Source organism: Hymenobacter sp. CRA2, from assembly GCF_002007105.1.
Classification (GTDB): domain Bacteria; phylum Bacteroidota; class Bacteroidia; order Cytophagales; family Hymenobacteraceae; genus Solirubrum.
In genome coordinates this window covers 63812-77009 of record NZ_MVBC01000012.1, presented here as the reverse complement: position 1 = coordinate 77009, position 13198 = coordinate 63812, and the positions used below count along the sequence as shown (strand labels likewise).

Sequence of the window (13198 nt, the reverse complement as noted above, 5' to 3'; positions counted from 1 at the left end):
GAGGCCTCGCGGGGCTCAGCATGACGCTTTTTAGGCAACGGAACCGCTCACGCTGGTTCACGTTCAGATTTCACTAACCCTTTCGCTTATGCCTTACCGCGGCAGGCGCACGTTACCGTTGTTCGGAATTTTTCGCCGCCTGCTGGGCCACGACCGGCAGTTTCGGCAGGCCATTGCCTCCGTGACGGGCCGGGCGCCGGACAACGTGCGCCTGTACCGGCTGGCTTTTACGCACGCCTCGCTGGTACGGCAGCAGGGCCAGACGCGCCACCTCTCCAATGAGCGGCTGGAGTTTCTGGGCGACGCCGTGCTCGGCGCGGTGGTGGCCGAGTACCTGTTTTTGAAGTACCCCTACGAGCCGGAGGGCTTTCTGACGGAAATCCGCTCGCGCATCGTGAACCGGGAAAGCATGAACCAGCTGGCCCTGAAGCTGGGGCTGGACGCGCTGGTGCAGCTGGACCCGGGGCAGAGCCGTTCAGCCCGTTCGCGCTCCGTCAACGGCAACGCGCTGGAGGCGCTGGTGGGCGCGGTGTACCTCGACCACGGCTACGAAGCGGCCCGGCAGTTCGTGCTCAAGCGGCTCATCCGGCCCTACGTTGATGTAAAGGCCCTGACCTCGACCACGGCCAACTTCAAAAGCAAACTCATCGAGTGGGCGCAACGGCAGGGCAAGGCCGTGCGCTACGAGCTGAACGGAGAGCAGCGGCAGGGCGGCGTGATGGAGTTTTCCGCCACAGTGCTGATCGACGAGGAAGCCGTGGCCACGGGCATGGGCCTGTCGAAAAAGCAGGCTGAGCAGCAGGCGGCTGAGCGGGCCTTGGCGGCCCTGGGCGTGTAAGGAAAGTAAAATAGTTGGCGTGCGGGCAAGCAATGCCACGCCGGCGTAGTACGCTTCAGGCCCGGAAGCTAATGCTTCCGGGCCTTCCTGTTTTATTGTTTCTCTTCATTCCTTACTTGCTTTGAATCTCATTATCATAGCGACAGCGCTGGCGGGAGCCAACCTGTCAATGAATCAGGACGCAGTAGTTGCTGCGCCTGTAGCCGCCGATTCGGTGCGGCACCGCTAGGACCATCGGCTTGCAGGCGGCGAAGCAGACTTACGTGATGCGCTACGACCAACGGGGGCGGGGCATCGAGACCTTCGGGCCGCTGCTGCTGAGTGCCGGCTACCAGCTGCGGCCGCGCTGGAGCGTGGAAGCCGGCGCGAGCTACTGGCGCGACCAGTCCAACTCCTCCGCTACGCTCTTCACCACCGACGGCAAACAGGTGGACTACCGCTACGATTCCAGGCGGTGGAGGGCCTCCGTGCCGTTGCGGGCCCGCTACACGCTGACGCGGCACTCCACGCGGCGCTTGCAGATCGATGCCGTGGGTGGCGTGGTAGTGGCCGTGTCGCGCGACCATTTCCGCAACACGCAGGTTATCGACGGGCAACCCAGCGGCGAGTATGCCGGGCTGGCAAAGGGCCTGGGGCTGGCAGCGAATCTGGGCGTGGGCGCCCGCCTGGGCCTCGGAGCCAGCCGCCGAACGGAAGTGGCCGCCGACGTGCTGCTGAACAAAAACATCCAGCCCACGGGGCGCACGCATGCGCTGTATAACAATGTGTATGGGCTGCTGGAAACGCTGACTTTGGGCCTGCGCTACCGCATTTAAAGCGCCTGAGCAGCCCTCAAGACGGCTGCTCAGGCAGGTACTGGGCGGCCGTTTGGGCGCGTACACAACCCGACTCGGCCATTTAGAGTTATTTGCAGGACGATTTTCAACCTCCTGCTCCCAGCTTATGCGACTCGCCGGCGCTGCCCTGAACCAAACTCCCATTGACTGGCAAAACAACCTGCGCAACATCTGCGAGGCCATTCAGTTGGCCCAAGATGCTGACGTAGAGCTGCTGTGCCTGCCCGAGCTCTGCCTGACGGGCTACGGCTGCGAGGACTTGTTCCTGCACGACTGGCTGAGCGAAACCGCCCTGCTGCACCTGCAGCAGGTGCGCCAGTGCTGCACCGATCCCAACATGGTGGTGTGCGTGGGCCTGCCGGTGCGTCTCAACGGGCAGACCTACAACACGGCCTGCGTCATCCGCAACCAAGAGATTCTAGGGTTCGCGGCCAAGCAGTTTATGGCCAACGACGGCGTGCACTACGAGCCACGCTTCTTCACTTCGTGGCGGCCCGGCACCACGGCCACATTCACCTTCAACGGCGAAGAATACACCATTGGCGACCTGGTATTTGAGCACCAGGGCGTACGGTTTGGCTTTGAAATCTGCGAAGACGCGTGGCGCCCCGCCTCCGACCGCCCCGCCGGCCGCCTCAAGCCCCGCGGCGTGCAGCTGATTGTAAACCCCTCGGCCTCGCACTTCGCCATGAGCAAGACCGATGTGCGCTACCAGCTGGTGCTCAAGGCCTCGCGCGACTATCAGGTGACTTACCTCTACGCCAACCTGCTCGGCAACGAAGCCGGCCGCATCACCTACGACGGCGAAATCCTCATTGCCCGCAACGGGCAGCTCATCACGCGCAACCAGCTGCTGAGCTTCAAGGACGTGGACCTGGAGTTTGCCGACGTGGACTTCGCCGTGGAGCCGCCCGTCGCGGCGGACATCACCCCGCTGCCCACGCCCGACGAGTACCGCGAGCTAAATCAGGCGCTAAGCCTGGCCCTGTTCGACTACCTGCGCAAGGCCCGCAGCAAGGGTTTCGTGCTCAGCCTTTCGGGTGGCGCCGACTCCTGCATGTGCGCCGTGGGCGTGGCCGAGCTGGTGCGCCTGGGCGTGCTGGAACTGGGCGCCGAAGCCTTTATGCGCAAAGTCGGCACGTTTACCGAAGATGAAATCCGCTTCGCGGTGGAGTACGCGCAGCTGCCCGGCGCCCCGCTGGTAGGGCCCGAATCGGCTTCGGATACCGGGGGCCGGTCCCAGGCCGTGTCGCACTCGGCTATGCAGACCACCGGCAGCGAAAAGATGACGTTGAATCAGCAGCTCACCCGCCGCCTGCTCACCTGTGCCTACCAGGGCACCGTCAATTCCTCCGACGATACCTACCTCTCGGCCAAGGACGTGGCCGACAACATCGGCGCGGTATTCTTCAGCTGGGACATCGACCAGGAAGTGAAGGGCTACACCGGCAAGATCGAGCACGCGCTGGGCCGGGAGCTGAGCTGGAAAACCGACGACCTCACGCTGCAAAATATTCAGGCCCGGGTGCGCGCCCCCAGCATCTGGATGCTGGCCAACGTGCTCAACTGCCTGCTCATCACTACTTCCAACCGCTCGGAGGCCGCCGTGGGCTACTGCACCATGGACGGCGACACGGCCGGCTCCATTTCGCCCATCGCCGGCGTGGATAAGGCTTTCGTGAAGCAGTGGCTGGTGTGGGCCGAAGCCGAACTGGGCTACTACGGGCTGCACCGCGTCAACAACCTGGCGCCCACCGCCGAGCTGCGGCCGCTGGAGGACAAGCAGACCGACGAGCGGGACCTGATGCCCTACCCGCTGCTGAACCGCATCGAGCGGCTGGCTTTCTACGAGCGGCTGAGCCCGCAGCAGGTGCTCACCCAGCTGGAAGGTGAGTTGAACGCGGATATCGACCCGGAGCTGCTCAAAACCTACGTCAAGCGCTTCTATTCGCTCTGGAGCCGCAACCAGTGGAAGCGCGAGCGGTACGCGCCCTCGTTCCACCTCGACGACTACAACCTCGACCCGCGCTCCTGGCTGCGCTTCCCCATCCTGAGCGGCGGCTTCGCGGCGGAGCTGGGTGCGCTGTAGGCACCTGAGCGTTTGCATCAGCGGTCAGGAGGTGGTTTGAAATTATTGCCTTGTAAGTCAGGTGTCTGCAAGTGGAGTGAGGTCAGTAGCGCAAGTTTTAAGCGCTGATTGGGCCTAAGCCGATGTATACCGTTGGTCTTCGAGGCAACGCCCGAAAACGGAGCGGGTACTTTCCTTTCTTCAGCTTCTGCCTCCGTGGTGCACACGCTTTTATTGTCCGTTGTCTCCGAGCCCTTGGCGGATGCTCCACGCCCCGCCGCATCGGCCGATGCCGAGCTGGTAGCGCAGCTGCAGCAGGGCCGCGAGCAGGCGTTTCGCACTTTGGTCGAACGATACCAGAACCGGGTTTATCGCACGGTGCTGGCGCTGCTACACTCCCGGGAAGAAGCGGAAGATGTGGCTCAGGAAGTCTTTGTGGAGGTGTACCAAACCGTTGGCCGGTTTCGGGGCGACGCAGCCCTGAGCACTTGGCTTTACCGGCTGGCTACCTCGCGGGCCCTGAAGCACCGCCGGTGGGCTCGCGCCAAAAAGCGCTTTGCTTCCTTCACCAGCCTGCTGGGCTTCGACAACCACGTGCTGCACGACCCGCCTGACCATGCTCACCCGCAGGCGCAGTTGGAGGGGCAGCAGCAGCTACGGTTGCTGCTCGAGCAAGTGGCCCGCTTGCCCGATCAGCAGCAAGTTGCTTTTACGCTGCGCCACGAGCAGGAATTAAGCTACGAGGAAATAGCGGCCGTGCTGAATACTACGGTGCCAGCCGTGGAATCCTTGCTGTTTCGGGCCCGCCAAACGCTCCGCAAACACCTTCAAGCCCCTTTGCCCCATGCCTGACCCCGCTAAATATTCCGGCGCCGACGAGGAATGGGAAGATCTGCTGCGCCAGTGGCGGGCCCAATCCGCCGCCCAGCCGCGGCCTTTCTTCTACAACCGGGTATACGCCCGGCTCGTCGACGCCACGTCCGAAAAACCAGCTTGGCTGCCGACCTGGCTGCGCTGGCCCGCTTACTTGGCCATGTCCGGAATGCTGGTGCTGGCCCTGAGCGGCGACGGGGCTTCCCTGCCTTCGGCGGGCCGCACTACGCCCTATGAGAGCCCCACTGATGGCCCGCAGCCGGCGCTGCCCACGCGCTAACGGCCCCTTGCCACCAATAACTGCCTGCCAGACTGGTGCCGGCTCGCCGCATCGACAAATACCTACGCCGCCAAATGTCTGAGTACCTTTGAGCCCTTCCCCGCATCTTCGTTAAGCTCGCTGCCTATGCTCGCTTTTATTACCTGGGACGTTTCGCCCATCATCGCCGAAATCGGCCCGCTGACGCTGCGCTGGTACGGCCTGCTCTTCGCTTCGGGCTTTATCATCGGCTCGTTTATCCTCTCGCACGTCTACAAATCGGAGCGGGTATCGCCGCACTGGGTCGACGTGATTACCGTGTACATGCTCATCGGCACGGTGCTGGGCGCCCGCCTGGGCCACGTGTTTTTCTACGATTGGGAGTCGTACCGCAACAACCCAGGCGAAATCCTGAAGATCTGGCACGGCGGTTTGGCCAGCCACGGCGCCACGCTCGGCATTCTGCTGGCCACCTGGCTGTTTAGCCGCAACAACAAGTTTGACTACCTCTGGGTACTCGACCGCATCGTGCTGGTAGTAGCCGTAGGCGGCGCGCTGATCCGCCTGGGTAACCTGATGAACTCGGAAATCGTGGGCCTGCCCACGCAGCAGCCCTGGGGCTTCGTGTTCGTGCGCGACGCCGAAAAGTTGGAGCCGGCCACGCGCCCGCTGCCGTCCGGTGCCGTGCTGGTAGAGCGCAGCCGCGACGCCTCGGGCGACGTGGTGCGCCCGGTCGATATCAATACGCCGGTAGGCGCCGGCACGCTGATGGCCGTGCCCCGTCACCCCTCGCAGATTTACGAGTCGCTGTTCTGCGTCTTCCTGTTTGTGCTGCTCTACCGCCTCTGGAGCCGCTACAAGGAAAATACGCCGCGCGGCCTCTTGTTTGGCCTGTTCGTGGTGCTGCTCTTCTCCTTCCGCTTCCTGGTGGAGTTCGTGAAGGAAGACCAGGTAGATTTTGAGAAGGGTATGGCGCTGAATATGGGCCAGATCCTGAGCATTCCGCTGGTGCTGGTAGGGCTGTGGGTGCTGTTTACTGCCCGTAACCGCCCCGGCACCCCGCAGGACGCCCCCCGCGACCTGACGGACGCCGAGCCGCCGAAGCCGCTGTCGGTACAAACGCAGAAGCGCTAAACAAAAAGCCCGCTGGACGTGTCCAGCGGGCTTTTTGTTGGAAGTGAGTATGGAGATATAAGAATAAATGAGGCTGAACCGCGTCTCACCTCTCACTTCTCCATACTAGTGTCTCAAAAACTAGGGGCGACGATTCACGGCGTTCAGGTCTTCGAAGGCCTGCTTCAGGCGCGTTACGAAGGTCTTTTCGCCTTCGCGCAGCCACACGCGCGGGTCGTAATACTTCTTATTCGGGGCGTCTTCGCCGGTGGGGTTGCCGATCTGGCCCTGCAGGTAGGCTTCGTTCTTCTGGTAGAAGTTCTTGATGCCGTCCCAGAACGCCCACTGCAGGTCGGTGTCGATGTTCATCTTGATGGCACCGTAGCTAATGGCCTCGCGGATTTCCTCCTGCGACGAGCCCGAGCCGCCGTGGAACACGAAGTTGATGGGACGCTCCTCCGTCAGGTTGTACTTCTCCTTCACGTACTCCTGCGAGTTCTTGAGGATGACGGGCTGCAGCTTCACGTTGCCGGGCTTGTACACGCCGTGCACGTTGCCGAACGCAGCGGCGATGGTGAAGCGCGGGCTCACCTTCAGCAGTTCCTCGTAGGCGTAGGCTACTTCCGAGGGCTGGGTGTAGAGGCGGGCCGAATCCACGTCGGAGTTGTCGACGCCGTCTTCCTCGCCGCCGGTCACGCCCAGCTCGATTTCCAGCGTCATGCCAATTTTGTCCATGCGCGCCAAGTACTCCTTGCAGATTTCGATGTTCTCCTCGATGGGCTCCTCGGAGAGGTCAATCATGTGCGAGGAGAACAGCGGGCGGCCGTACTGGGCAAAGTGCTTTTCGCCGGCTTCGAGCAGGCCATCGATCCACGGCAGCAGTTTTTTGGCGGCGTGGTCGGTGTGCAGGATGACGGGCACGTTGTAGAGCTCGGCCATCAGGTGCACGTGCTGGGCGCCCGAAATGGCGCCGGCAATGCTGGCCTGCTGCTTGTCGTTCGGTACGCCCTTGCCGGCGAAGAACTGGGCGCCGCCGTTGGAGAACTGAATGATGACGGGCGAGTTCAGCTCGCGGGCGGCCTCGAGCACGCCGTTCACGGTGTCGGTGCCGGTGACGTTGACGGCGGGCAGGGCGAAGCCCTGCTCCTTGGCGTAGTCAAACAGTTGTTGTACCTCGTCGCCGAAAAGGACGCCGGCGCGCAAAGTGGAAACGGCAGTGCTGCTCATACTGAGAATGGAAAAAGCAGCCGGGGCGGCTGCGGGGTCAAGGGATAAACAAAAGTAAGCGGCGGACGGTGCCGGTCCCAATGAACTTAGGAACCCGGAGTCGTTCGCCGCGCTTTAGAAGGAGGCTGACGCGTTAGTTGCCCAACTCGTAGCGGTACAGTACGCCTTGCTCGGTGCTGATGGTGAGCGTGTTGTTGTCGTTGAAGACCACGCCTTCCGTCTGGCCGGCGCCCGGCAGCTCGACGGTGCGCGGCTGGGCCTTGGTCAGGTCCTGGCCCGGCACGTCGCAGAGGAACATCTGCTCGCGCCCCATCAGGGCCAGGCGCCGGCCATCGGGGCTGAGGTCGGCGCCGGTAACCTCACCGGGCAGCGTCAGCGTGCCCAGCAGCTTGGCCGTTTGCTGCGCCGGGCCGTTGGCTTGCAGGGTATAAATCTTGCACACCTTGCCGCGGGCGCGGTTGCGGGTGAAGAGGTACAGCTGCCCATCGTGCCAGAGAGTAGCTTCCACGTCGAAATTGCGCTCCTGCTTATCGGGCGGAAACGCCTGCTGGTCGGGGTAGCGAAACTTGATTTGGCCGACTTGCCCCGGCGCGTTCGGGTTGAGCCGGTAGATGGTCAGGTCGCGGCGGTCGTTGGCGTTGTTGCCGCAGTCGCCGATGTAGAGGTTGCCCGCGTTGTCCTGCGCCAAGGACTCCCAGTCCTGCTGCGAAATGCCCGGCACCTCGATGCGGCGCACCAGCTCGCCGTTTTCGCGCACCAGATACAAGGTGGGCGTGTTGCCGTGGTCGCCGTGGGTATAGTAGGTGCCCGTCTCCGGGCCTTTGGCCAGGCCCGAGCTTTCGGGAACTTCGGAGGGCAGGGTGCCGAGCTTGGTAAGACCCGCAATGGGGTCCATTGCCGACGTTTTACCGCTTTTCTTGCCGCCCTTTTTGCCACCACCTTTTTTGCCGCCGTCGTTCTGGGCCTCGGAGCAGGCCGCCGAAGTCAGCATGAGCAAGCTCAACAGGCCTGCATATAATCGATTCATAACGCAAATGCTTCCGTGAAAAAAAGCCCGGCCGCCGGTGGCGGTCGGGGAGGTAGGGGTGTATACGGAAGATGTGGCGGGCTAGGTAACGGGCTGCTGATAAGAGGCTACTTTTCCGGCACCGGGTCGTAGCCGAAGCCGCCCCACGGATGGCAGCGGCCGATGCGGCGCAGCGCCAGCCAGCCGCCGCGCCAGGGGCCGTGCCGCCGCAGCGCCTCGGTGGCGTAGGCCGAGCACGTGGGCTGGTAGCGGCAAGTGGCGGGCTTGAGCGGCGAAATCAGGTGGCGGTACACCCACATCAGGGCCAGAAAAAAGTACTTGAACAGCGCGGACACGGCAGCGGGAAGTGGAAGCGGGCGAACGGCCAGGAGCCGAACGAGTGTTAGGCAAACAACGCCGGCCTTTGTAAGTTTGGTTCGGCGTTGCCGCTGGCAAGTTCTGCCGATTCACTCACTTATTTTTCCCATTCGATGCTCAAACGCACTTGGCTATGCGGCCTGCTGCTGGCGCTGCTGCTGCCCGTGGCGGCCCGCGCCGACGAAGGCATGTGGCTCCCGCTGCTCGTGAAGCGGCTCAACCAGGCCGACATGCAGAAAAAAGGCCTCAAGCTCACCGCTGAGGAAATCTACGACGTCAACAACGCTTCCCTGAAGGACGCCGTGGTGCAGCTCGGCGGCTTCTGCACCGGCGAATTCGTCTCCAAGCAGGGCCTGCTGCTCACCAACCACCACTGCGGCTACGACGCCATCCAGAGCCACAGCACCACGCAGAACAACATCCTGCAGAACGGCTTCTTTGCCGCTACCAAGCAGGACGAGCTGCAGAACCCCGGCCTGTTCGTGGATATCCTGGTGCGCATGGAGGACGTGACGGGCAAGGTGCTCGAAGGCATCACGCCCCAGACGCCCGAACTCACCCGCGCTGCCACCATCCAGCAGCGGCAGCGCGAGCTGGGCAACGCGGCCAAGGAAAACGGCCAGTACGTGGCCTACGTGCGCGACTTTTTCGGTGGCAACGAGTACTACCTGTTTGTGTACCAGCGCTTCGGCGACGTGCGCTTGGTGGGCGCGCCGCCCGAGGCCGTAGGCAAGTTCGGCGGCGACACGGATAACTGGATGTGGCCCCGCCATACTGGCGACTTCTCCATGTTCCGGGTGTACGCCGACAAAAACAACAAGCCCACCGCTAGCTACGCGGCCGACAACCAGCCCTACGTGCCCAAAAAGCACCTGCCCGTTAGCCTGCAGGGCATCAACGAAGGCGACTTCGCCATGGTGTTCGGTTTCCCCGGCCGTACGCAGCGCTTCCTGCCCGCCGCCGGCCTGCAGATGACGCTGGAGCAGAGCAACCCCGCCCGCATCAAGCTGCGCGACACCCGCCTGAAGCTGTGGAAAGAGGACATGGACCGCGACCCTGCCCTGCGCCTGGCCTATTCCTCGAAGTACGCCAACATTGCCAACTACTGGAAGTACTACATCGGCCAGAACGAGGGCATGAAGCGCCTGAAGACCGTGGACCAGAAGAAAGCCGAAGAGGCTGCGCTGGCCCAGTGGATTGCCGCCGACGCCACGCGCACCGAGCAGTACGGCACCGTGCTCAACGACATCAACCAGGCTTACGCCGGGCTGCGCGAGTACAACCTGAGCAGCCAGTACGTGAACGAAGCCGCCTTCGGTACCGAAATCGTGACGCTGGCCGCCCGCATGCTGCCCATCTACATGGCCTTTAAAGGCACCGGGCCGGTAGCCCCCGACCCGGCCGCCGCCCGGAAAGCTGCCGAGGACCTGAAGGCGCCGGTAGAAGAGCACTTCAAGGACTACAGCGCCGCTACCGACAAAAAGGTCTTCGCTGCGCTCATGAACCTCTACATGCAGGACGTGCCCAAGGAGCAGCTGCCCGAGGTGTTCCAGACCGTGCAGAAGCAGTACGGCGGCTCGATGCAGAAGTACGCCGACTACGTTTTTGCCAACTCCTTCCTGACCTCGAAGGCGAAAGTTGATGCCTTCCTGGCCGCCCCGACGCAGGCCAAGCTGGAGGCCGACCCCGGCTTCAAAACCTACTACTCGATATACACCAACTACCTGCAGAACATCCTGCCCAAAATGCAGGGGCTGCAGGCCAGCCTGATGCGCGCCAACCGCCTGTACGTGGCCGCGTTGCGCGAGAAAAACACCCAGAAAGTGTACTCGCCCGACGCCAACTCCACCATTCGCCTGAGCTACGGCACGGTGCGGGCCTACAAGGGCCGCGACGCGGTAAACTACCAGTACTACACCACCGCGCAGGGTATTCTGGAAAAGCAGGACAACTCCAACCCCGAGTTTGTGGTGCCGCAGAAGGAAGAGCAGTTGCTGACGGGCAAGGACTACGGCCGCTTCGCCGACAAAGACGGCACGCTGCACGTGGCCTTCATCACCGACAACGACATCACCGGCGGCAACTCCGGCTCCCCGGTCATCAACGGTCGCGGCGAGCTGATCGGTCTGGCCTTCGACGGCAACTGGGAAGCCATGACCGGCGACCTAGCCTACGACCCGGAGCTGAAGCGATGCATCAACGCCGACATCCGCTACGTGCTCTGGTGCATCGAGAAGCTCGGCGGCGCCAAGCACATCGTCGATGAAATGACCATCGTGGACAACGGCCCGAACCCGAACGCCAGCACCGTGTCGGCCCCGAACGAGGTCGACGGCAAAACGCAAAAGATAAAGGTCAAGACCAAGAAAAAGGGCAAAGAAGCAGCAACCATATAAGCCTGCTTTGCTGCCCTGAATGCAAAAAGCCCCGGTGCCGATAGGTATCGGGGCTTTTTTGGTGGGCTGAACATAATCCGTGAACTTTCAGCTTTTCTACCTTATGCTGGACACCCTACAGGATATTCGTCAGCGGCTGCTGAACGGTGAATACAAAAACGAAGAGCACGTACGCTTATCCTTGGTAGCACGTGTGGTGCAGGAACTGGGCTGGAATATCTGGAGCCCTACGGAAGTCTATACCGAGTTTAAAGCCACCGAACTGGAGGATAATACTCGGGTCGACGTGGCGCTGTTTGCCCACAATTTCGCCGGCGACACCATTTTTATTGAGTGCAAAAACGTGGGCCGCATTGGCGACGACCTGGCGAAGGTGGAGCGGCAGCTCCGCGACTACAACCGCAACCATTCGGCGCTGTTTACCATCATCACCGATGGCCAGCACTGGCGTTTCTACTACGCGCTGACTGCGGGCGAATTCGCGCAGAAGCTGTTCGCTCGCCTCGATTTAGTGCAGGATGACCTGACCGAAGCCGCAGAAGCAATGCAGCGCTTTCTGGCTCGGGAAGCCATTATGAGCGGAGCGGCCCGCCACGCCGCCGAAAGCTACCTGCTGCTCTCGCGCAAGGAACGCGTGATGAAAGACCTGTTGCCCGAAGCTGAAAAACGCATTACGCAACCGCCATTTCCGTCCTTGCCCGATGCACTTGTAGCACTGCTGGCGGCCAAAGGACTGGTGGTGACACGGGCTGAGGCCGTGGCTTTCCTGGCCGGGGATGCTTTGCCGAAACCGGTTGGAAGTGTAGAGCCCATCGCGAAACCAGCTAGCCCTAATAAGGACGATACCCCTAGGGTAGAGGGAAATAAGAATAGTCAGCAGCCGGTATTCTACTTGAAGCTATGGCGTGGCGATATAACGGCCACGGCACAATGGTCAGACCCACAACGCACTCAGCTAATTGTTGCTTCGGGCTCTACTGCTGCTTTAAAGGCTACTGCCTCTCTTTCTAAAGGTTACGCGGCCTTACGCCAAAAGCTTATAGAAGATGGCATTTTAGTCTCTGATGGAAATGTCTTACGGTTTATGCAGCCGGTGGCGTTTGATAACGCCACGCAGGCAGGAGCGGTAATATGCGGTTATTCAGCTAATGGGCGTACCTTCTGGAAAGATGCCAACGGCAAAATATTAGGCGACTATGTTACTAGCTAATCCGTTACTGACCAGTTAACTTGTGCCGATTAGCCTGCGCCTATGATTAAACTTTACACTGCATTAGGATTCTCTTTTTTGGTTCTTAGCACCGCCGCTCACGCCCAGGGCAACGGCCCCGGCGTACGCGGCGGCCGTGCTGCCGGCCTCGGCAACGCCTCCGTCACCCTTAGTGACGTGTGGAGCATCGGCAATAACGTGGCCGGGCTGGGGCAGCTCACGCGCCCGGAAGTGGGCGTATACGCCAACAACCAATACCTGATCCGCGAGCTGAATAACGCCTCGCTGGCGGCAGCGCTGCCGCTCGGGCGCATTGCCGATGGCACTAGTGCCAAGGCCGCCCCGCACGGGGTGGTAGGAGTAGAGCTGCAACGCTTCGGCGGCAAGCTTTACAGCGAGCAGCGCGTGGGCCTGGGCTATGGCTACCGGCTGGGCCTGGTGAGCATCGGCGCCCGCGCCGACGTGCTGCAGGTCAGCATCGAAGGGTTGGGCAGCCGGCGCACGGCTGCTTTGTCGCTGGGCGGGCAGGCCGAGGTGATTCCGCAGAAACTGACCTTTGGCGCCTACCTCTACAACCTCAACCAAGCCAAGCTGGCCGACTACCAGAACGAGCGGGTGCCCACCGTGCTCAAGGCTGGCCTGAGCTACCGCCCCACGAGCAAAGTGCTGCTGGTGGTTGAAACCGAAAAGGACGTGGAGCTGGACGCCGACTTCAAGGCCGGGCTCGAATACCAGGTCCTCGAGGCACTGACGTTGCGCGCCGGCGTAGCCACGCTTTCGGAGCAGGTAACAGGCGGCGCCGGCTTACACTTCGGCCGTTTGCATCTGAACTACGCCGCCGGCTGGCACAATGCCCTTGGCCTGAGCCAGCACCTGAGCGTGAACCTGCGCCTCGAAGCCAAAGCCCAACCGCAGCCCACCGACCAGCCATGATGCGCCGCTTCGACTTCGCTATGCGGCGGAGCGGTGGGAGAGGAGCCCGCCCCCGCCCTGC

At 62.1% G+C, this 13198-nt stretch carries 12 protein-coding genes; 9 read left to right on the top strand and 3 right to left on the bottom strand.

Going from position 1 to position 13198, the window contains the following annotated elements; all coding sequences use genetic code 11:
• The first annotated feature begins 88 nt into the window (after positions 1-88).
• The 6 genes from rnc (at position 89) to lgt (ending at position 6008) form a co-directional block, all read left to right on the top strand.
• Positions 89-838, top strand: coding sequence for a ribonuclease III (rnc, locus tag B0919_RS17995; protein ID WP_078013677.1), 750 nt, complete (start codon positions 89-91; stop codon positions 836-838).
• Positions 839-1104: 266 nt separating this feature from the next.
• Positions 1105-1653 carry a hypothetical protein gene (locus B0919_RS17990; protein ID WP_139362230.1) on the top strand — a complete coding sequence of 183 codons (549 nt, stop codon included), beginning with the start codon at positions 1105-1107 and terminating at the stop codon, positions 1651-1653.
• A gap of 127 nt (positions 1654-1780) precedes the next feature.
• Positions 1781-3763: an NAD(+) synthase gene (nadE, locus tag B0919_RS17985; protein ID WP_078013675.1), complete on the top strand. Its 1983-nt coding sequence runs from the start codon at positions 1781-1783 to the stop codon at positions 3761-3763.
• A gap of 198 nt (positions 3764-3961) precedes the next feature.
• Positions 3962-4594: an RNA polymerase sigma factor gene (locus B0919_RS17980; RefSeq protein ID WP_078013793.1), complete on the top strand. Its 633-nt coding sequence runs from the start codon at positions 3962-3964 to the stop codon at positions 4592-4594.
• Complete coding sequence (locus B0919_RS17975; RefSeq protein WP_078013674.1) at positions 4587-4895, top strand: hypothetical protein; 309 nt, start codon at positions 4587-4589, stop codon at positions 4893-4895. The genes B0919_RS17980 and B0919_RS17975 overlap by 8 nt, the downstream gene beginning before the upstream one ends.
• A 126-nt stretch (positions 4896-5021) precedes the next feature.
• Positions 5022-6008 (top strand): prolipoprotein diacylglyceryl transferase, encoded by a 987-nt coding sequence (gene lgt, locus B0919_RS17970; RefSeq protein WP_078013673.1) that lies wholly within the window; start codon positions 5022-5024, stop codon positions 6006-6008.
• A gap of 120 nt (positions 6009-6128) precedes the next feature.
• Here the strand turns inward: lgt and fbaA are convergent, their stop codons facing one another.
• The 3 genes from fbaA to yidD form a co-directional block, all read right to left on the bottom strand.
• Positions 6129-7214, bottom strand: coding sequence for a class II fructose-bisphosphate aldolase (gene fbaA, locus B0919_RS17965; protein WP_078013672.1), 1086 nt, complete (start codon positions 7212-7214; stop codon positions 6129-6131).
• 133 nt (positions 7215-7347) lie between these two features.
• On the bottom strand, positions 7348-8241 hold the full coding sequence (locus B0919_RS17960; RefSeq protein ID WP_139362229.1) for a hypothetical protein: 894 nt from the start codon (positions 8239-8241) through the stop codon (positions 7348-7350).
• A 107-nt stretch (positions 8242-8348) separates the two neighbouring features.
• Entirely contained in the window at positions 8349-8576 is a 228-nt protein-coding gene (gene yidD, locus B0919_RS17955) for a membrane protein insertion efficiency factor YidD (RefSeq protein ID WP_078013670.1), read from the bottom strand.
• 135 nt (positions 8577-8711) lie between these two features.
• Between yidD and B0919_RS17950 the strand changes: the two genes are divergently transcribed.
• The 3 genes from B0919_RS17950 to B0919_RS17940 all read left to right on the top strand — a co-directional run bounded on the left by B0919_RS17950 (position 8712) and on the right by B0919_RS17940 (position 13137).
• Positions 8712-10994, top strand: a complete 2283-nt coding sequence (locus tag B0919_RS17950) for a S46 family peptidase (RefSeq protein WP_078013669.1) — start codon at positions 8712-8714, stop codon at positions 10992-10994.
• Between the two features lie 103 nt (positions 10995-11097).
• Complete coding sequence (locus B0919_RS17945) at positions 11098-12204, top strand: DUF4357 domain-containing protein (RefSeq protein WP_139362228.1); 1107 nt, start codon at positions 11098-11100, stop codon at positions 12202-12204.
• 78 nt (positions 12205-12282) lie between these two features.
• Complete coding sequence (locus B0919_RS17940; RefSeq protein ID WP_078013667.1) at positions 12283-13137, top strand: hypothetical protein; 855 nt, start codon at positions 12283-12285, stop codon at positions 13135-13137.
• Positions 13138-13198 lie beyond the last annotated feature (61 nt).

Bases quoted from the DNA above. Each gene is read 5' to 3' on its own strand.
- B0919_RS17945 (WP_139362228.1), top strand. From the start codon at position 11,098: ATGCTGGACACCCTACAGGATATTCGTCAGCGGCTGCTGAACGGTGAA.
- B0919_RS17950 (WP_078013669.1), top strand. From the start codon at position 8,712: ATGCTCAAACGCACTTGGCTATGCGGCCTGCTGCTGGCGCTGCTGCTG.
- B0919_RS17975 (WP_078013674.1), top strand. From the start codon at position 4,587: ATGCCTGACCCCGCTAAATATTCCGGCGCCGACGAGGAATGGGAAGAT.
- nadE (WP_078013675.1), top strand. From the start codon at position 1,781: ATGCGACTCGCCGGCGCTGCCCTGAACCAAACTCCCATTGACTGGCAA.
- lgt (WP_078013673.1), top strand. From the start codon at position 5,022: ATGCTCGCTTTTATTACCTGGGACGTTTCGCCCATCATCGCCGAAATC.
- B0919_RS17990 (WP_139362230.1), top strand. From the start codon at position 1,105: ATGCGCTACGACCAACGGGGGCGGGGCATCGAGACCTTCGGGCCGCTG.
- fbaA (WP_078013672.1), bottom strand. From the start codon at position 7,214: ATGAGCAGCACTGCCGTTTCCACTTTGCGCGCCGGCGTCCTTTTCGGC.
- rnc (WP_078013677.1), top strand. From the start codon at position 89: ATGCCTTACCGCGGCAGGCGCACGTTACCGTTGTTCGGAATTTTTCGC.
- B0919_RS17960 (WP_139362229.1), bottom strand. From the start codon at position 8,241: ATGAATCGATTATATGCAGGCCTGTTGAGCTTGCTCATGCTGACTTCG.